General features: G+C 72.8%; 18 protein-coding genes and 1 tRNA gene. 12 read left to right on the top strand and 7 right to left on the bottom strand.

Annotation, left to right across the window (positions count from 1 at the left end):
- The first annotated feature begins 52 nt into the window (after positions 1-52).
- Together GA0070624_RS35135 and GA0070624_RS37060 are read left to right on the top strand one after the other, a co-directional pair.
- Entirely contained in the window at positions 53-754 is a 702-nt protein-coding gene (locus GA0070624_RS35135) for a winged helix-turn-helix transcriptional regulator (RefSeq protein WP_176731536.1), read from the top strand.
- Between the two features lie 36 nt (positions 755-790).
- Positions 791-1,579, top strand: a complete 789-nt coding sequence (locus tag GA0070624_RS37060) for a tyrosine-type recombinase/integrase (RefSeq protein WP_091347110.1) — start codon at positions 791-793, stop codon at positions 1,577-1,579.
- 131 nt (positions 1,580-1,710) lie between these two features.
- On the opposite strand, the gene GA0070624_RS31855 is transcribed toward GA0070624_RS37060, so the two are convergent.
- Together GA0070624_RS31855 and GA0070624_RS31850 are read right to left on the bottom strand one after the other, a co-directional pair.
- Positions 1,711-2,727, bottom strand: coding sequence for a CU044_5270 family protein (locus GA0070624_RS31855; protein WP_091347108.1), 1,017 nt, complete (start codon positions 2,725-2,727; stop codon positions 1,711-1,713).
- A complete protein-coding gene (locus GA0070624_RS31850) occupies positions 2,727-3,281 on the bottom strand; it encodes an RNA polymerase sigma factor (protein WP_091347106.1) in 555 nt (184 codons plus the stop codon). The genes GA0070624_RS31855 and GA0070624_RS31850 overlap by 1 nt, the downstream gene beginning before the upstream one ends.
- 208 nt (positions 3,282-3,489) lie before the next feature.
- Here GA0070624_RS31850 and GA0070624_RS31845 point away from each other — a divergent pair, with 208 nt between their 5' ends.
- Entirely contained in the window at positions 3,490-4,158 is a 669-nt protein-coding gene (locus tag GA0070624_RS31845) for a tyrosine-type recombinase/integrase (RefSeq protein WP_091347104.1), read from the top strand.
- Between the two features lie 80 nt (positions 4,159-4,238).
- Here GA0070624_RS31845 and GA0070624_RS31840 read toward each other — a convergent pair.
- Positions 4,239-4,314, bottom strand: a tRNA-Arg gene (locus GA0070624_RS31840).
- A 182-nt stretch (positions 4,315-4,496) separates the two neighbouring features.
- On the opposite strand from GA0070624_RS31840, the gene GA0070624_RS31835 reads away from it, so the two are divergent.
- Entirely contained in the window at positions 4,497-5,219 is a 723-nt protein-coding gene (locus tag GA0070624_RS31835) for a hypothetical protein (RefSeq protein WP_091347101.1), read from the top strand.
- 10 nt (positions 5,220-5,229) lie between these two features.
- Here the strand turns inward: GA0070624_RS31835 and GA0070624_RS31830 are convergent, their stop codons facing one another.
- Positions 5,230-6,264 (bottom strand): alpha/beta hydrolase, encoded by a 1,035-nt coding sequence (locus GA0070624_RS31830; protein WP_176732080.1) that lies wholly within the window; start codon positions 6,262-6,264, stop codon positions 5,230-5,232.
- A 247-nt stretch (positions 6,265-6,511) separates the two neighbouring features.
- On the opposite strand from GA0070624_RS31830, the gene ssb reads away from it, so the two are divergent.
- From ssb to GA0070624_RS31815, 3 genes are all read left to right on the top strand, one after another.
- A complete protein-coding gene (gene ssb, locus GA0070624_RS35130; RefSeq protein WP_176731945.1) occupies positions 6,512-7,288 on the top strand; it encodes a single-stranded DNA-binding protein in 777 nt (258 codons plus the stop codon).
- Positions 7,289-7,381: 93 nt separating this feature from the next.
- Positions 7,382-8,401 (top strand): cobalamin biosynthesis protein, encoded by a 1,020-nt coding sequence (locus GA0070624_RS31820; protein ID WP_091347100.1) that lies wholly within the window; start codon positions 7,382-7,384, stop codon positions 8,399-8,401.
- Positions 8,398-9,939: a cobyric acid synthase gene (locus GA0070624_RS31815; RefSeq protein ID WP_091350272.1), complete on the top strand. Its 1,542-nt coding sequence runs from the start codon at positions 8,398-8,400 to the stop codon at positions 9,937-9,939. Before GA0070624_RS31820 ends, GA0070624_RS31815 begins: the two co-directional genes overlap by 4 nt.
- A 40-nt stretch (positions 9,940-9,979) precedes the next feature.
- Here GA0070624_RS31815 and GA0070624_RS31810 read toward each other — a convergent pair whose 3' ends face one another.
- Positions 9,980-10,381 carry a rhodanese-like domain-containing protein gene (locus GA0070624_RS31810; protein ID WP_091350276.1) on the bottom strand — a complete coding sequence of 134 codons (402 nt, stop codon included), beginning with the start codon at positions 10,379-10,381 and terminating at the stop codon, positions 9,980-9,982.
- Positions 10,382-10,527: 146 nt separating this feature from the next.
- Positions 10,528-11,304, bottom strand: coding sequence for an alpha/beta fold hydrolase (locus GA0070624_RS31805; protein WP_091347098.1), 777 nt, complete (start codon positions 11,302-11,304; stop codon positions 10,528-10,530).
- Between the two features lie 54 nt (positions 11,305-11,358).
- Here GA0070624_RS31805 and GA0070624_RS31800 point away from each other — a divergent pair, with 54 nt between their 5' ends.
- From GA0070624_RS31800 to GA0070624_RS31780, 5 genes are all read left to right on the top strand, one after another.
- Positions 11,359-11,889 carry a PadR family transcriptional regulator gene (locus GA0070624_RS31800; RefSeq protein ID WP_091347096.1) on the top strand — a complete coding sequence of 177 codons (531 nt, stop codon included), beginning with the start codon at positions 11,359-11,361 and terminating at the stop codon, positions 11,887-11,889.
- Positions 11,886-12,629: a uridine kinase family protein gene (locus GA0070624_RS31795; protein ID WP_245719086.1), complete on the top strand. Its 744-nt coding sequence runs from the start codon at positions 11,886-11,888 to the stop codon at positions 12,627-12,629. Before GA0070624_RS31800 ends, GA0070624_RS31795 begins: the two co-directional genes overlap by 4 nt.
- Before the next feature lie 37 nt (positions 12,630-12,666).
- Positions 12,667-14,019, top strand: a complete 1,353-nt coding sequence (locus GA0070624_RS31790; protein ID WP_218105439.1) for a dipeptidase — start codon at positions 12,667-12,669, stop codon at positions 14,017-14,019.
- Between the two features lie 75 nt (positions 14,020-14,094).
- The gene (locus tag GA0070624_RS31785) at positions 14,095-14,301 is read left to right on the top strand and encodes a hypothetical protein (RefSeq protein WP_091347094.1); all 207 of its coding nucleotides are present in this window, start codon (positions 14,095-14,097) and stop codon (positions 14,299-14,301) included.
- A 214-nt stretch (positions 14,302-14,515) separates the two neighbouring features.
- Positions 14,516-16,108, top strand: coding sequence for an ATP-dependent DNA ligase (locus GA0070624_RS31780; protein WP_176731943.1), 1,593 nt, complete (start codon positions 14,516-14,518; stop codon positions 16,106-16,108).
- A 61-nt stretch (positions 16,109-16,169) separates the two neighbouring features.
- Here GA0070624_RS31780 and GA0070624_RS31775 read toward each other — a convergent pair whose 3' ends face one another.
- The gene (locus GA0070624_RS31775; protein WP_091347089.1) at positions 16,170-16,991 is read right to left on the bottom strand and encodes an SURF1 family cytochrome oxidase biogenesis protein; all 822 of its coding nucleotides are present in this window, start codon (positions 16,989-16,991) and stop codon (positions 16,170-16,172) included.
- Between the last annotated feature and the right edge of the window lie 41 nt (positions 16,992-17,032).

The raw sequence follows: 17,032 nt of genomic DNA, 5'->3' as shown, positions 1-17,032 counted from the left end.
TGACGCTAATACCAACTGCTATGATCGAGCAAGTACAAGGGGAGGTGTTCCGGTGCCGGTCCAGCGGGGTTATCGGCAGGCGTGCGGCGTCGCGCGTGGCCTCGACATCGTGGGGGAGCGGTGGTCGCTGCTCGTGGTGCGCGAGCTGCTGCTCGGGCCGAAACGGTTCACCGACCTCCAGCAGGCGCTCCCGACCGCCAGTCCGAACGCACTGTCCGACCGGCTGCGCGAGCTGGCCGACGCGGGCGTCGTACGCCGTCGGCAGCTGCTTCCGCCGGGCAATGTGCGGGTCTACGAGCTGACGGCGTGGGGTCGCGGCCTCGAGCCGATCGTGGTCGCGCTTGGTACCTGGGCGCTGGCCGCCCCGCCGACCGTGGAACAGGTCTTCGTGAGCGTGGACAGCGCCATGCTGAGCATCCGCACCTTCTTCGTGCCGGGGCCGGAGCGGCCCGAGGCGATGCTCCGGATCGAACTGCGCGACCACGGTCCTGCCGGCGTCTTCGGCGTCCGCCTCACGTCGACCGGCGCCGAGGTCGCCCACGAGCCGCCCGAGGAGCCGGACGCCGTCCTGGTCACCACGACGGATGCCCTCCTCGCCGCCTTCGGCAGCGACGACCTGGCCGGGCTCGTAGCGGCCCGCGCCGTCATCATCGGTGATCCCGAGGTCGTCCGCCATCTCGTCGCGGGCGTGCGAGTCCCGGGCGCCACAGATCAAAGCTCAAAGGCACCTCCGGCCAAGGCAAACCGGGGGTAGCGGCCAAGATCCGCATTCCGTACCCGATCGCTCGCGCTGATCCGGGCTAATCGTCGGCAGCAAGCCGCGGACCGTCTGGCGGCGTGGGATCGGTGGCAGGATCACGGGCTGGTCTTCCCGTCCAAGGTGGGAACTCCGAGGGATCCAGATCACATCGACCGGACCTGGCACAAGGTCCGGGCCGCGGCTGGCCTGGACTGGCTGCGGCTACATGACCTGCGGCACGCCTGCGCGACCTTTCTGCTCGTCTTCGGGGCGTCGCCGCGCACGGTGATGAAGGTGCTCGGGCACATCCAGATCGGATTGACGATGAATACCTATGCCCACGTCCTGCCGGAGGTCGAGCGGCCGGCCGTGGATGAGGCCGCGAAGCAGCTCTTCGGCCGACTTCGCTGTACGGAGGCCGTGGTGATCGACTCATGGGGGAGCGACAAGCGGCCGACCTGGGGTGACGGTGGTGCGCCCGGCAGGATTCGAACCTGCGGCCTTGCGATTAGCAGAAGATCGGAGCGGGCTGGTAGGGGAGCCGTTCTCCTGCTCAGCCCGTCCGTCACTGTCGGATGTCGTCGGCGTTGGCTGGCGGTCTGGGCTGTACGGATGGCTGTACGACACGCAGCTGCTGACCATCTGATCCGTAGATTCCCAAGACCATGTCTAAGCCGTCCGATGCCGTCCGCCTGGTCCTGGTCCTCAAGCGCTCGGCAACTCGATCGGTCCCGTCCCGTCCGGTCCAGCCCGCCCCGGTGGCTCCCAAGCGTGGCTCCCAGACTGTCAGCTTGGGAATCGGACAAGATCGGTTCGGGATACCGGGTCCCGCCTGGTTGACATGACCTCAGGCCGCCTGGAGTGCCATCCGTTGACACCGGCTTATGGCCCGTGAATGGCCCAGGCCCAACCGCCAAGGTAAGACGCGGACCGAGGCCACCCGTAGAGTTGGCGGCCCCGGCACCGGTAATTCAGTTGAGTCGATCGGTCCAGGCAGTATCGAGGATTACCTGGTAGGCGTTCATTCGTATCGGCGAGAGGGTTAGCCGCTCGTGGGCGAGCAGATCGCCGGTGTTGGGGTCGAAGATCAGGAGGGACTGCTGGTTGTGCTCGCGGTCGTCGAAGGTGATGGCTAGGCCCTTCCGGCCCACCCGATCGGTCACCTGTCCCCGCCACAGGAACCCAGGCACGTCAGCAAGGACCCGCAGGATCTCAGCGCGCGTCTGACGCGGAACGACATACCGCCCGTACACCGTGCTGACTTCCTTGCTGACGGCGCCAGCGCCGAACCTGACCTTGAGCATTTCGTTCAGCTGTGCCCGACTCGACGGCAGCGGCGCGAGGTCCATCGGTGGCAGGGGCATGTTGTCGGGAGCGGGGGTGGCGGAGGCGGCAGCCTTGGGCTTGAGGTTGCGCTGCCAGTAGTCCCGGGACTCCTGGTCTGGATACTGCGGCTCAAGTTGAGTCGTGACCTGCTTACCGGTCCCGTCGGCCGCCTGCCAGACCTTGGTCTCGTCCGCGAAAGCGACGTGGTGGCGACCGTCGGGGGACGTCATCACTGGGTCGCCCCACGTCTTCGTGTGGTGGTACATGTACCGGCCGGTGCGGTTGTCGTACTCCGAGTCGATGAGCCTGCTCGCCAACGCGCGCAGCTGGCTCCCAGCATCACGGGCGCCAGCGCCGTACGCAACCGGCACGAGCACCACCCCCGGATCCGCCCCGGGTGGACTGACGATCTCCGAGGTGTCCGGGTTGGACGGGCCGAAGGTTTGGGCGATTGCTGCGGCGCCGACCGCTACGGCCAGCGTCCCGGCCGTCAGAACCAGCCTGCGGGTCGGGCGTGCCTGACGGCGATGGGCGATGGGCTCCGCGACAACTTCAGCCCGGTTGATCAAGTCGCGTGCCGACAGCCTGGGCGGTGCGATGGTGCTGTGCCGGGCCGGGTCAATCGGCTTGAGGAGGGTGCGGGTTCGCTCTTCTCCGAACATCACATAACCTTTCGAGGACTAGCCAGCACCGGCTGCTGCGCCGGCGATCCAGGTCGGTACGACATCGCGTCGTTGAGGCGTCTACGGGCGCGGTGCAGGCGCACTGCGGCGGTGGTACGGGTACAGCCAAGGACTTGGGCGGCCTCGGCAACCGTCAGCTCCTCCCAACCGACCAACCGGAGGATTTCCTGATCAAGGTCGGTGAGGGTCGCTAGGGCGGCCTGAAGATCGGCCACGCCCACGGTCGCGTCGGCGCCAGACGAGCCCGGTTTCTGCAGAAGGCCAGCGTCGGTAATCGGTAGTACATTCGGCGCAGCTCTCCGAGCTCGCCATTCGTTCGCAAGCAGGCGCCGAGCCACCCCGTACAGCCAGGGCAGGCTGCGGTCCGGAACCTCGCGGCGACGCCGCCAGGCGATGACGAACACCTCCTGAGCAAGTTCAGCCGCCGCTTCCATGTCGGCAAGCCGGCGCTGGCCGTACTTCACAACCTGTCCGTAATCGGCCGCGTAGACCCTGGTGAACCAATCCTCATCGCGTTTCCCCGGTGGACCCATCCAAGACTCCCGCCTCGTTGACGAACTCTCACCGTGGCTTGTGTCATCTCCGGCCCGATGATTACCGGCAACCACCTATTAGAGCCTCACGCCGCGGCAAGCTGCCTCCGGGTACAACAGCTCCGCCAGGTGGGACCCGCCGACGACCGTCCGGCACATTCACGGCCTGATCCGGAACTCTCTCGCTGACGCGGAGCGGGAGGAGCTGGTGCACCGCAACGCCGCCAAGTCGGTCCGGCCGCCGGCCATGCGTCAGATCGAGCGGCGCGCCCTGACCGTGAACGAGGCCAAGCGGCTGCTCGACGTGCTGCGGGGTCACCGCCTGGAGGCGCTGTATGTCTACGCATCGACGGTCGGACTCCGTCGCGGGGAACTGCTCGGGCTCGCCTGGTCGGATATCGACTTCGACGCCGGCACCCTGACCGTTCGGCAAACCGTCCAGCGCGCCGGGGGGCGGCTGCAGCTCCTCGCACCGAAGACGGAGCGGTCCCGGCGGACAGTGCCGGTGCCGGCCCAGACGCTCGCGCTGATCCGGGCTCATCGTCGGCAGCAAGCCGCAGACCGTCTGGCGGCGGGGGAGCGGTGGCAGGATCACGGGCTGGTCTTCCCGTCCAGGGTGGGAACGCCCAGGGACCCGGACCACATCGACCGGACCTGGCACAACATCCGGGCGGCGGCCGGCCTCGACTGGCTGCGTCTGCACGACCTGCGGCACGCCTGCGCGACCTTTCTGCTCGTCTTCGGGGCGTCACCGCGCACGGTCATGAAGGTCCTCGGGCACAGCCAGATCGGATTGACGATGAACACCTACGCGCACGTCCTGCCGGAGGTGGAGCGGGCGGCCGTCGATGAGGCCGCAAAGCAACTCTTCGGCTGACTTGGCTGTACGAATGGCTGTACGGAGGCCGTGGTGATCGATTCCACGGGAAGCGACAAGCCGCTGACCTGGGGTGACGGTGGTGCGCCCGGCAGGATTCGAACCTGCGGCCTTGGGATTAGAAGTCCCCTGCTCTATCCGCTGAGCTACGGGCGCGCGTCGTGGGTGTCGCGCCAAGAGGGTACCGCCGCCCCCGGGGTGAGCGGGGGAACGGGTGGTCGCGGCCACGCCGCCGATCAGGCTTCCACGCACCACCCGTCACGGGCACCCGGATTTGCGGCCATCGTTAGCAGCCCAAGTGCCACGGCCAGGGCCCCCGGGTCCGTACCCTCGGCATCGTGCTGCTCGACCCGGATACCGAGAACGACGTCGCCTACGAGCTCTGCCAGCTCCTCGGCCGCGCCATTCTGCCCGTCAGCCAACTCGACCGGCCCGGCGGCAGTAAGGATTTCGGCACGGCCTTCTTCTTCACGGAGCAAGCCGGCGCCGGTGACCTGGTTCAAGAGTATCTGCTGACCGCGGACGCCATCACTCACGCGCCGTGCGGGGAGATCGGTCTGCGGCCGAGCCTGACGGAGCCGGCGGGTGAGGCGTCCGAGGCCATTCTGCTGCCGGACTTCGCCGGGCGGTGGATCCACTTTCCAGAGGTCGGCCTGGCCGCCATGCCGACCGGCGGCCTGCACGAGCGCGCGAGGGCCGAGGGCTGGCGGTGGCGGACGCAGCAGGTGACCGACAGCATTGCCGCGCGGCCCGAAGCGGTCGCCCGGATCGGCGCCGCGCCGAGCTCGGCGTTCGTGCTCGCGCTCGGCGTCGCGGACGACGGGTCAAGGCCGCTCGAGGCGGCGATCGAGCGGCTGGTCCGGGACGGCTATGACGTCCGGATCCCCACCGAGCTGCCCCGCGGCTACGTCGGCGCCCCCGTGTTCGGCGTCCAGGCCACCGCGGACGGCGACATCGCGCTGAGCTGCGTCGGCCTGGTGCTTCCCGGTGGCGGTGGCGGCCACCCGGTCGCCACCTTCGACCGCATCCGGGCCGCCATCGCGGCGGCGCCGGACGCCTGAGTCCGGGAGGTCAGCCCTCGGCGGTCGCGCCGGCCCGGTCCTCGACCGGCCGCCGCGCCGCCGGCGGGCCGTCCGGGGCCGCCTCCGGCTCCGTGGGGCCGGCGCCGAGGAACGCCTCCGCCCACCGCCCGACCTCGGTGAAGACCTTTTCCCGTACGGCGGGGCTGGAGAGCGTCAGGTCGTGCAGCCCGCCGTCGAAGCGGGCCAGGGTGACGTGCCGCCCGAGCCGGGGCGCCCAGCGGACCATGTGCTCCACGTCGAGCACGGCGTCGGCGAGGGTCGCCGACTCATGCCATTTCGTGCCCCGGAAGCTCCGGGTCGAGCAGGCCAACAGCACCGGCACCGGTATCTCCAGGCCGGCCCGCAGTTGCCGCTGGCCGGTGCGGATCGCGTTGATCCAGCCGGCCCGGACCGGGAACCCGGCGAGCGGCTTCCAGGCCAGGTCGTAGCGCCACTCGCCCCGGTGGTCGGCGTGCAGGCTCTCGCCGTACACGGTGCCGAGCCCGAACGGGAGGATGCGCTGCGGCGCCCTGCGGCCCAGTCGGGAGACGGCGGCCGCGAGCGGTCGACGGATCAGCCAGGGTGCGTTGAGGTCGAAGAACGGACTGTTGAGGAAGAGTCCGTCGACCACCCCGGCGTCGCGGCGGGCGTGCGCCCACAGCGAGATGATCAGCCCGCCGGTGGAGTGACCCATGGCGAGCAGGGTCTCGTGCCCGTCGTCCTCGCGGATGATCTTCGCGGCGGCGTCCAGTTCCGGGAAGTAATCGCTCAGGTCGTGGCAGAAGTTCGGCGTCTGGTGCGGCAGCAGGCTGCGACCGTATTTCCGCAGGTCGAGGGCGTAGAAGTCCCAGCCTCGCTCGGCGAAGAAGTCGGCGACGTGGGTCTGGAAGAAGTAGTCGACGAAGCCGTGCACGTAGAGCACCGCCCGGCCGGTCGGGCGCTCGGCCCGCCGGCGGACCAGGGTCGCGACGATTTGTCCCTCGTCGTCGGTGCCCAGGTCGATCGTCTGCCGCTCGTACGGCGGCCCCAGCACGTCCAGTTCCACGACCGCGACGGTACGCCGCGAAGCTACCCGGCGGTAGCCCCCGCCCCCGAAGATCATGCTGCGCCGCAGGTCGGTGCCCCACTGCCGAATGGCCGTAGCAGACAGAAGCTTGATCAGGGCGTTGTCCACAGCCCGGTCCGCTGTCCACAGCCGGGCCGTTGCCGGTGGTGGCGGGGACCCGTGGTCGCCGAAGCTCGGGATCGAGTCGACTCGCCACGGCAAGCCCCGGATCTCCCCTGGAGGGACGATGTTCGATACGTACGTCACCATTGTCGGCAACGTGCTGACCGCGCCCGAGTGGCGCCGCACCACCCAGAGCAACACCCTGGTCGCCAACTTCAAGGTCGCCTCGACGGCCCGTCGCCTGGACCGGGACAGCGGCCGCTGGGTCGACGGAAACAGCCTTCGAGTTCGCGTCAATTGCTGGCGGAAGCTGGCCGAGGGGGTGGCCGCCTCGGTGATGGTCGGTGACCCGGTGATCGTCGCCGGCCGGCTCTACACCCGCGACTGGACCGACGACGCCGGCAACCACCGCACCCTCTACGAGCTGGAGGCGGTCGCGGTCGGGCACGACCTGTCCCGCGGCCGGGGCCGGTTCCTGCGCAACCGGCCCAGCATGACGACCAGCACCGTCGAGGACGCCGACGCGGGGAGCCGGGTGCACGGCGAGGCCACGGAGCCGGTGCCGCCCGCGCAGGCCCCCGCCTCGCTCGACGACCGGCCGTTCGAGGACGAGTTCGAGCTGCCCGAGTTCACCGGCCCCCGGGCCGGCCACGGGCTGCCCGGCGGCGGCTCCGACTTCGACGGCCCGTCGGGGAGCGGCCTCGGCGAGCCGGCCGACCCGTTCGACGAGCGGGCCGAGGCCGGCGGTGACGACGAGGAAGACGCCGACGACCTTTCACCCGTGCCCGGTGAGGCGGAGACGCCCGGCGAGCTCGACCCGGGGGTGGACGATGACGCCACCGGCGTCACCCCGGCCGGTCGCGGTCGGCGGGGCCGGGGACGGACGCCGGTACCCGCCTGAGCGCGACCGGATCGTGCACGGGGGAGCGGGGTGGCGACGCGACGGTGGTCACCCCGCCGTACGGCTAGGCTGGCCGGCCGGAGGTGGTGAGGGTTGCGGCAGGCGACCACCGTGGCTAACGCGGCAGGACTGGTGGCGGGCTACGCCCTGGACACGCTCCTCGGCGACCCCCGCCGATGGCACCCGGTGGCCGGCTTCGGCCGCGCGGCCGGCGCGCTGGAGCGGCGGCTCTACCGACCGGACCGGGCGGCCGGCGCGGCCTTCACCTCGCTCGCGGTGGGTGCGCCGGTGCTGCTCGGCGTCGCGGCCACCCTGGCCACCCGGCGGCGGCCGGTGGCGCGCGCGGTGCTGGTGGCCGCCGGCACCTGGACGGTGCTGGGCGGTCGCACCCTGCGGCACGAGGCCACCGTGATGGGCCGCGCGCTGCGCGACGACGATCTGCCCGCGGCCCGGCGCCGGCTCAGTCACCTCTGCGGCCGGGATCCGTCGACGCTGGACGAGCCCGAGCTGGCCCGGGCGACCGTCGAGTCGCTCGCCGAGAACACCTCCGACGCGGTCGTCGCGCCGCTGCTCTGGGGCGGGGTCGCCGGGCTGGCCGGCCTGCTCGGCTACCGCGCGGCCAACACGCTCGACGCTATGGTGGGTCACCGCTCACCCCGCTACGCCCGGTTCGGTACGCCGGCCGCGCGCCTGGACGACCTGCTCAACCTGGTGCCGGCCCGGCTGACCGGGCTGCTCACCATCGCGGTCGCGCCCATCGCGCACGGCGACCGGGACCGGGCCTGGCGGGTCTGGCGGCGGGACCGCAACGACCACCCCAGCCCCAACGCCGGCCAGTGCGAGGCGGCCATGGCCGGCGCGCTCGGCGTACGGCTGGGCGGGCGCAACGTCTACTTCGGCCGGTCCGAGGTGCGGCCGTTCCTCGGTGACGGTCCTCACCCCGAGGCGCGTCACCTCAAGCGGGCGGCTCGCATCTCCGGCGCGGTCGGCCTCGCCGCCCTGGGACTGGCCGCGGCGTACCCGTTGACCGTCGGGCGGCTGGTCAACGCTGCCGGCCGGCGCGGGGTGGCGGCCCTGCTGGGCGGGAGCGCGCGGCGGAGGTGGCGGCCGTGAGCGGCGGGCTGCTGGTCGCCGGCACGACCTCGGATGCCGGCAAGAGCGTGCTCACCGCCGGCATCTGCCGGTGGCTGCACCGTCGGGGCGTGAAGGTGGCGCCGTTCAAGGCGCAGAACATGTCCAACAACTCGGCGGTGGTGGTCGGGCCCGACGGGCGCGGCGGCGAGATCGGTCGGGCGCAGGCGATGCAGGCGGCCGCCTGCGGGCTCGCTCCGGACCTGCGGTTCAACCCGGTGCTGCTGAAGCCGGGCAGCGACCACGCGAGCCAGGTGGTGCTGCTCGGCGAGGCCGTCGAGACCCTCACCGCCGGCAACTACCGCTCGTTGCGGCCCCGGCTCACCGAGACCGCGTTCGCCGCGCTCGCCGAACTGCGAGCGGCGTACGACGTGGTGATCTGTGAGGGCGCCGGCAGCCCGGCGGAGATCAACCTGCGGGCCGGCGACTACGTCAACATGGGGCTGGCCCGGCACGCCGGACTGCCCACGATCGTGGTCGGCGACATCGACCGCGGCGGCGTCTTCGCCTCGATGTTCGGCACGGTCGCCCTGCTCAACCCGGCCGACCAGGCGCTGATCGCCGGCTTCGTGATCAACAAGTTCCGCGGCGACCTCGGGCTGCTCCAGCCGGGGCTGGACATGTTGCACCGGGTGACCGGCCGCCCGACGTACGGGGTGCTGCCCTGGGAGCTGGACCTCTGGCTGGACGCCGAGGACTCGCTCGCCTACGGCCGGGTGCTCGGTCGACCGGCCGCCCCGCACGGCACGGACTGGCTGGACGTCGCCGTGGTCCGGCTGCCCAGGATCAGCAACGCCACGGACGTCGAGGCGCTCGCCACCGAGCCCGGCGTCCGGGTCCGGCTGACCGTCGAGCCCGCCGAACTGGCCGCCGCCGACCTGGTGGTGCTTCCCGGCTCCAGGTCGACCGTGGCCGACCTGGCCTGGCTCCGCGAGACCGGACTCGCCGACGCCGTGGTCGCGCACGCCGCCGCCGGCAAGCCGATGCTCGGCATCTGCGGCGGCTTCCAGATGCTCGCCCGGGCCATCCACGATCCGGTGGAGAGCCGCCAGGGGAGCGTCCCCGGGCTGGGACTGCTACCCATCGAGATCACCTTCGACCCGCGCAAGACCGTCCGCCAGTCCACCGGCACGGCCGCCGGCGATGTCCCGGTGCGCGGCTACGAGATCCACCACGGCTACGTCTCCGCCGCCGACCCGACCCTGCCGCCACTGCTCAGCTACGCCGACGGCGGCGGCGAGGGTGCCCGGCTCGGCGCGGTGCACGGCACCCACTGGCACGGGGCCTTCGAGTCGGACGGGTTCCGCCGCCGGTTCCTCACCGAGGTGGCCCGGCTTGCCGGACGGACCGGCTTCCGGGTCGCCCCGGACACCGCGTTCGCCGCCGCCCGCGAGCGGACCCTGGACCTGCTCGGCGATCTCGTCGAGGAACACCTGGACACCGACGCCCTCTGGCGCCTGATCGAGTCCGGGCCGCCCGTCGGCCTGCCCTTCATCCCACCCGGCGCCCCACCGGCCTGACCACCCCCGGCCGATTCAGCCGGCAGCGCCGGCGGAACCGTCAGTAGCGGACGTCGGCGGGGCGGTTGGACATCGGCATTCCCGCCTCCCGCCAGGCGTATACGCCGCCGATCATGTCGGTGGCCCGGCGCAGCCCGAGCGCCTGGAGGCCCGCCGCGGCAAGGCTGGAGCTGTATCCCTCCCGGCACACGACCACGATCTCCCGGTCGTACCCGGTCGCCTCGGGGATCCGCCAGGCGCTGGCCGGGTCCAGCCGCCACTCCAGCACGGTCCGGTCGATGACGATGGCGCCGGGCAGTTCGCCCTGCTCGCGGCGCTGCGCCTCGGTACGCGTGTCGACCAGCAGCGCGCCCGCGCGGACCGCCTCGACCGTCTCGTGCGGCGTCAGCCGGCGGAGACCGGCCCGGGCCTGTTCCAGCAGGGCGTCCACGCCCGGGCTCATCACGTCATGCGGCACCTCCCGATCGTCTCGCCGGCAACGGCGGCCCGCCCGGTGAAGCGGGCAGAACCAAACCGACGGGGGACCCGACCCGGGAGAGCCGCCACTCCTGCCCGACCGGAGCGTCCCCGCACGAGCCGGGGAGGTCGTCAGGCGGGTACCGGCTGGTCGGCGAGGGCGGCGGCCGTCGCGCGGGCGAACTCGACCGGCGCGTCCAGCATGACGTTGTGCCCGGCGCCGGGGATCGTCACCACCCGTACCCCGGAGGCCTCGAGGCCGACCTGGTCCGCGACCGGGCCGGTCAACCCGCCCTGCAGGAAGGTCCGGGGCATCGGCAGCCGCTCCAGCATCCGGCGCATCGTCGGCCGGGTCCCGGCGACCAGGCCGACCGCAGTGCGATACAGGCCCACCGGGTCGGCGAGCCGCATGGTGGCGGCCCAGTGCGGCCCGACCCGGCGAAGCGTCTCCTCGAAGCCGCCGGAGAGGAATTCCGACTCGGTGTAGCGGGCGACGCCGCTGCTGCCGGCGGTCGGCGCCGGGTTCGGGTCGAGGTTCGCCTCGATCAGCACCAGCCGCCCGACCAGATCGGGCCGGTGGTGGGCGAGCGCGATCGCGACCGCGCCGCCCATGCTGTGCGCGACCACGTGCGCCGCCCGCACCCCGGCCGCGTCCAGCGTCGTGGCCAGCTTTTCCGCGTGTCCGGTCAGCGTGTAGTCGAAGCCGGCGGGCCGGTCGCTCAGCCCGAAGCCGAGCAGGTCGACGAAGAGGGACCGGTGGCCCGTGAGCTCGGGGCGGCTCGCCGCCGCGACGAAGTACGGCGGAGCCGTCGCCCCCAGTCCGTGCACGTACACCCGAGCCGGCTCGATCCCCGGCATCTCCACCCAGCGCATCCGGGCCCCGTCGGGGCCCACCGTCGTCGCGAACATGGCGAGACAATACCTCGGCATCTAGGTATCTCGCCACGGGGGCATACTGGTGAAGTGCTCGAACTCGCGATCCTCGGCTTCCTCGCCGAGCGACCCCTGCACGGCTACGACCTCAAGCGCCGGGTGGCCCACCTGACCGGGCACGTGCGACCGATCGCCGACGGCACGCTCTATCCCGCGATCAAGCGCCTGGAGCGGGCGGGCCTGCTGACCCGGCGCCCGGAGCCCGGGGCGGGCGCGGCCCCCCGGCAGACGCTGGTGCTGACCGACGCGGGCCGGGCCGAGCTGGACCGCCGACTGCGTGAGCCGGACGAGTTGGAGATCAGCGACGAGAACCGCTGGTTCACCCTGCTCGCCTTCCTGCGGCACCTCGACGATCCGGCCGCCCGGGAGCGGGTGCTCCGCCGGCGGCTGGCTTTCCTCCGTACGCCGAGCAGCTTCTTCTACGACGGCGACCGGCCCGTGCGCGCCGAGGCGCTGGACGATCCGTACCGGCGCGGGCTGTTGACCATCGCACGCGCCACCAGCCGGGCGGAGCTGCGCTGGTTGGCCGAGATGCTGGGCGAACCGGTCGAGCCGGCGTGAGTCCAGTGGCAGTGGTCGAGGCGTACGCCGGGCTGGCCCGGTGGGTGCTGGCCGGGCCGGCGCGGTTGGGGCGTACCCGGCTGGTGGCGGTCGACGGGCCGAGCGGCGCGGGGAAGAGCGTCTTCGCGACGCGGCTCGCGGACGCCCTCGCCGCCCTGCCCGGCGGCGCGCGGCCCCCGATCATGTGCACCGACGACCTGCTCGACGGCTGGGACGACCAGCTCACCTTCTGGCCGCGGCTGGAGGAGTGGGTGCTGTCGCCGGTGCGGGCCGGCCGGCCGGGGGCGTACCGCCGGTACAGCTGGGTGCGGCGGTGCTTCCTGGACCGGGAGGTGCCGGTGCCGGTCGCGCCGGTGCTGATCGTCGAGGGGGTGAGCGCGGCGCGGGCGGCGATCCGCCCGGAGCTGACCCTGTCGGTCTTCGTCACCGCGCCGGCGGAGCTGCGGCTGTCCCGGGCGCTCACCCGGGACGGGCCGGAGATCCTGCCCGAGCTGCGCCGCTGGCATGCCGGGGAACGCGCGCACTTCGCCGCCGACGGCACGGAAAACGCGGCGGACCTGGTGGTCGACGGCGCCCCCACCCTGCCGCACGACGCAGCCCACTACTACGTGCACCGCACCGCCGCCCCGGGCCTCGACCGGTCCAACACGGTGTTGGAGCCGGGGCCGCCGAGGCCACGCCTGCTCGGAAACTGCGCGGATCCTGAGGGGCGGGACGGGCTCGGGAGGTGCGTCGGGTAAGGCCGGGCATACGATGCCGGTCATGACCACACCGATCATGTCCGAGTCCGAGGTGCGGGCCGCCGTCGAGCGTGAGCTGCCCGGAGTCCGTGCCGACCTCGAACGCCTCGTCCGCATCCCGGGCATTGCCTTCGATGGCTTCGACCACTCGCACGTGGAGCGTTCCGCCGAGGCGGTGGCCGAGCTCCTGCGCGGCTGCGACCTCGACGTCAAGATCGTGCGTCGCGGCGGTCAGCCGGCGGTGATCGGGAAGAAGGTGGCCCCGCCCGGCGCGCCCACCGTGCTGCTCTACGCCCACCACGACGTCCAGCCGGTCGGCGACCGCTCGCTGTGGGAATCCGACCCGTTCGAGCCGGTCGAGCGGGACGGCCGCCTCTACGGTCGCGGCGCCGCCGACGACAAGGCCGGCATCATGGCGCACGTCGCGGCGCTGCGCGCGTTCGGCGACCGGCTCCCGGTCGGCGTGGTCCTCTTCATCGAGGGCGAGGAGGAGTTCGGCTCCGACTCGCTGGAGCAGCTGCTGGAGGAGCACCGCGAGGAAATCGCCTCGGATGTCATCGTGATCGCCGACTCCGGCAACTGGGACATCGGCGTGCCGGCGCTGACCACCTCGCTGCGCGGCATCGTCAACTGCTTCGTCGAGGTCCGCACCCTCGACCACGCGGTGCACAGCGGCATGTTCGGCGGGGCCGTGCCGGATGCCCTCACCACGCTGGCGAAGCTGCTCGCCACCCTGCACGACGATGCCGGGAACGTGGCCGTCGAGGGCCTGGTCGGTCGGGAGGGCGCCAGCGTCGACTACCCGGAGGACCGGTTCCGCGCCGAGGCCGGACTCGGCACCGGGGTCGAGTTCATCGGCACCGGCCGGATCACCGACCGGCTCTGGACCAAGCCGGCCCTCGCGGTGCTCGGCATCGACGCGCCAGCCACCGGGGAGGCGCCGAACGCGCTGGTCCCGGCCGCCAAGGCCAAGCTGAGCGTACGGCTGGCGCCCGGCGACGACCCGAAGAAGGCGTACGCGGCGCTGACCGCCCACCTGGAGCAGCACGCGCCGTGGGGCGCCCAGGTGGCGGTCACCTTCGAGCACGACGGCGACCCCTGCGTCATCGACGCCACCGGGCCGATGTTCGACGCGGCGCGCTCGGCGTTCCGGACCGCGTGGGACGGCACCGACCCGATCGACATGGGCGTCGGCGGTTCGATCCCGTTCATCGCCACCTTCCAGGAGATGTTCCCGCGGGCGGCGATCCTGGTGACCGGCGTGGAGGATCCGTACTCCCGGGCGCATGGGCCGAACGAAAGCCTGCACCTGGGCGAGTTCGCCCGGGTCTGCCTGGCCGAGGCGCTGCTGCTGGCCAAGGTCGCCGCGGCGGGCGCGAACCGGAGTTAGGCCGGAGCCGTAACTTCCGGGCTGATGTCGAAGTTTGCGGTGTGTCGGGCGCAGGGGTGTTATAGCCTTTCGAACATGCGTACGAACGATGAGATGGCCCGGCTCCAGGCCGCCGTCACTGCTCTGGGGGACCTCGACGTCTCCGCGTGGCCCGAGGACACGCTCAAGGACCAGCTCGGCGAGCTTTCCGCCGCACTGGTCGCGCTCGACACGCAGCTCACCCGGATCGCCGACGAGGTCCGCGCCCGGGGGCTGCGGGTCGAGGAGCCGGTCTCGGCCTGACCGGGACCAGCTCGCCGGCGGCGGCCCGACCACCGGCGGCGCGCGCCGCGGCGGTGATCCACTCCGGTTGCGGCAGGTGGTCGGGTCCGGCGGGCCGGATGCCGCGGTTTGCCGCAGCTGGAGTGGATCACCGGCGCAGCTGGAGTGGAACACCGGCGCAGCTGGAGTGGAACACCGGCCGGATCCCACCGCGGTGTCGGGGGTGGCTGGCAGGATGAGGTTCGTGCGGTTCCTCGACCTGGCGGCCACCTCCGCCGCGGTGGGCGCCACCAGTGGCCGGCGGGCCAAGGTGGAGCTGCTCGCCGCCGCGCTCCGGGCGCTCGACCCCGCCGAGGTGCCGGCGGGCTCCGGCTATCTCGCCGGTGAGCTGCGCCAACGGCAGACCGGCGTGGGCTACGCCAGCCTGCGTGACCTGCCCGCGCCGGCCGCCGAGCCGACGCTGACCGTGGCCGCGGTCGACGCGGCGATCGACGAGATCGCGGCGGTGCGCGGCGCCGGTTCCCAGGCCCGCCGCCGGGAGCTGCTAGGCCGGCTCTTCGCCGCGGCCACCGCCGAGGAGCAACGGCTGCTGGTCGGCCTGTTCAGCGGCGAGCTGCGGCAGGGCGCCCAGGCCGGCCTGCTCGCCGACGCGGTGGCCCGGGCGGCCGAGGTGCCGGTGGCGGCCGTCCGCCGGGCCCTGCTGCTCGCCGGTGACCTCCGCGCGGTGGCGGTCGCCGCGCTCTCCGGCGGCGCCGACGCGCTGGCCGGGTTCGGGCTCCAGGTCGGCCGTCCGCTCGCCCCGATGCTGGCGCAGAGCGCCCCGTCGGTGGACGAGGCGCTCGCCGCGACCGGCACGCCGGCGGTGGTCGACGTCAAGCTCGACGGCATCCGCATCCAGGTCCACCGCTCCGGCGACGACATCGCGGTCTACACCCGCAGCCTGGACGAGATCACCGCCCGGCTGCCCGAGGTGGTCGCCGCCGTGCGCGCGCTGCCCGCCCGGGAGCTGGTGCTCGACGGCGAGGCGATCGGGCTGGACGAGACCGGCCGCCCGCTGCCGTTTCAGCAGACCTCCAGCCGGGCCGCCCGGCGCACCACCCCGAGCACCACCGGCGGCACCCCGGTGGCCCCGGCCGTGCTGGCCGCCGCCGAGACCACCGGCGAGACCGTGCTGACGCCGTACTTCTTCGATCTGCTGCACCTCGACGGCGAGGATCTGATCGACCTGCCCGGCCGGGAGCGGTGGACGGCGCTCGCCGGCGCGGTCGACCCGACGCTGCTGGTGGGGCGGATGGAGGTGGACGGGCCCGAGCAGGCCGGGGCGGCCTTCGCCGCCGCGGTCGACGCCGGCCAGGAGGGGGTGGTGGTCAAGAACCCGGACGCCCCCTACGACGCCGGCCGGCGCGGAGCGGCCTGGGTCAAGGTCAAGCCGCGGCACACCCTCGACCTGGTGGTGCTGGCGGTGGAGTGGGGCAGCGGCCGGCGCCAGGGCTGGCTCTCCAACCTGCACCTCGGCGCCCGCGACCCGCGCACCGGCGAGTTCGTCATGCTCGGCAAGACGTTCAAGGGCCTCACCGACGACATGCTGCGCTGGCAGACCGAGCGGTTCCTCGACCTGGCCGTGGAGAGGGGCGACTGGGTGGTCCGGGTCCGCCCCGAGCAGGTCGTCGAGATCGCATTCGACGGGGTGCAGAGCAGCAGCCGCTATCCGGGCGGGATGGCGCTGCGCTTCGCCCGGGTGGTGCGCTACCGCGACGACAAGTCCGCCGCCGAGGCCGACAGCATCGACGCGGTCGGGGCCATCCACGCCGGCCGGCCCACCGGCTGACCGGCCCAGGCGACCGCGGCGAGCGCGGGCGTCCCCGGCCGTCGCCGTGCCCGCGTGGCGGTCAGGCGGAGGCGCTGGGGGCCGGTTCGGCGGCCCGGTCGACGGGCGGCCGCGGCTTGTCCAGGCCGGCCAACCGACGCGCCTCCTTACGGGCCCCCCAGCCGTAACCGACCAGTGTCATGGCGGCGAAGATCCACCACTGCACCACGTAGCCGAAGTTCTGCCAGTTGTTGGTGTGCCCGATCGGCACCGCCTGGAAGGCCGGGTCGGCGGCCGGGGTCTGCTCGTCGAGCAGCAGGTAGCCGCCGTACACCGGGTAGGGCAGCTCCCGGGCGAGCCGCGGGACGCCGATCCGCCGGGCCTCCAGCTTGCCGTCGCGCCGGTCCACCGGGCCGGCGCCGCTCTCGCTGGCCATCACCCGGCCGGCGACGGTCACCTCACCGGCGGGGGCGGCGGGCACCTGCGGCTGGACGGTGGCGCCCTCCGGGGCCGGCGGGATCCAGCCCCGGTCCACCAGCACGGCGGTGCCGTCGGCGAGGACCAGCGGCGTCAGCACCTCGAAGCCGACCTGGCTGTCGACCGTACGGTTGCGCACCAGGATCAGATTGGCGGTGTCGTACCGGCCGGTGGCGGTCACCGGGGTATAGGTCGCCTGCTCGGCGGGGGCCGGGCCGGCGGTGCCCGGGCCGCCGGTCGGGGCGGGCACCGCGTCCCGCAGCGGGGCGGGGGCCATGGTCGCGCCGGCGTCGATCCGCTCGTTGATCGCCGTCCGGCCCCGGTAGCGATCCAGCTGCCAGTTGCCGAGGAAGACCATCAGCGCGGCGGCGACCAGGGCCAGCGCCAGGATGCCCAGCCAGCGCGGGGTCAGGAGGAACCGGTACACAGCACGAGGCTACCCGTATGAGCGGGGCCACTGACCTGCGC

The organism is Micromonospora rhizosphaerae, from assembly GCF_900091465.1.
Taxonomy (GTDB): domain Bacteria; phylum Actinomycetota; class Actinomycetes; order Mycobacteriales; family Micromonosporaceae; genus Micromonospora; species Micromonospora rhizosphaerae.
This window is presented reverse-complemented; position numbering and strand designations above follow the sequence as displayed.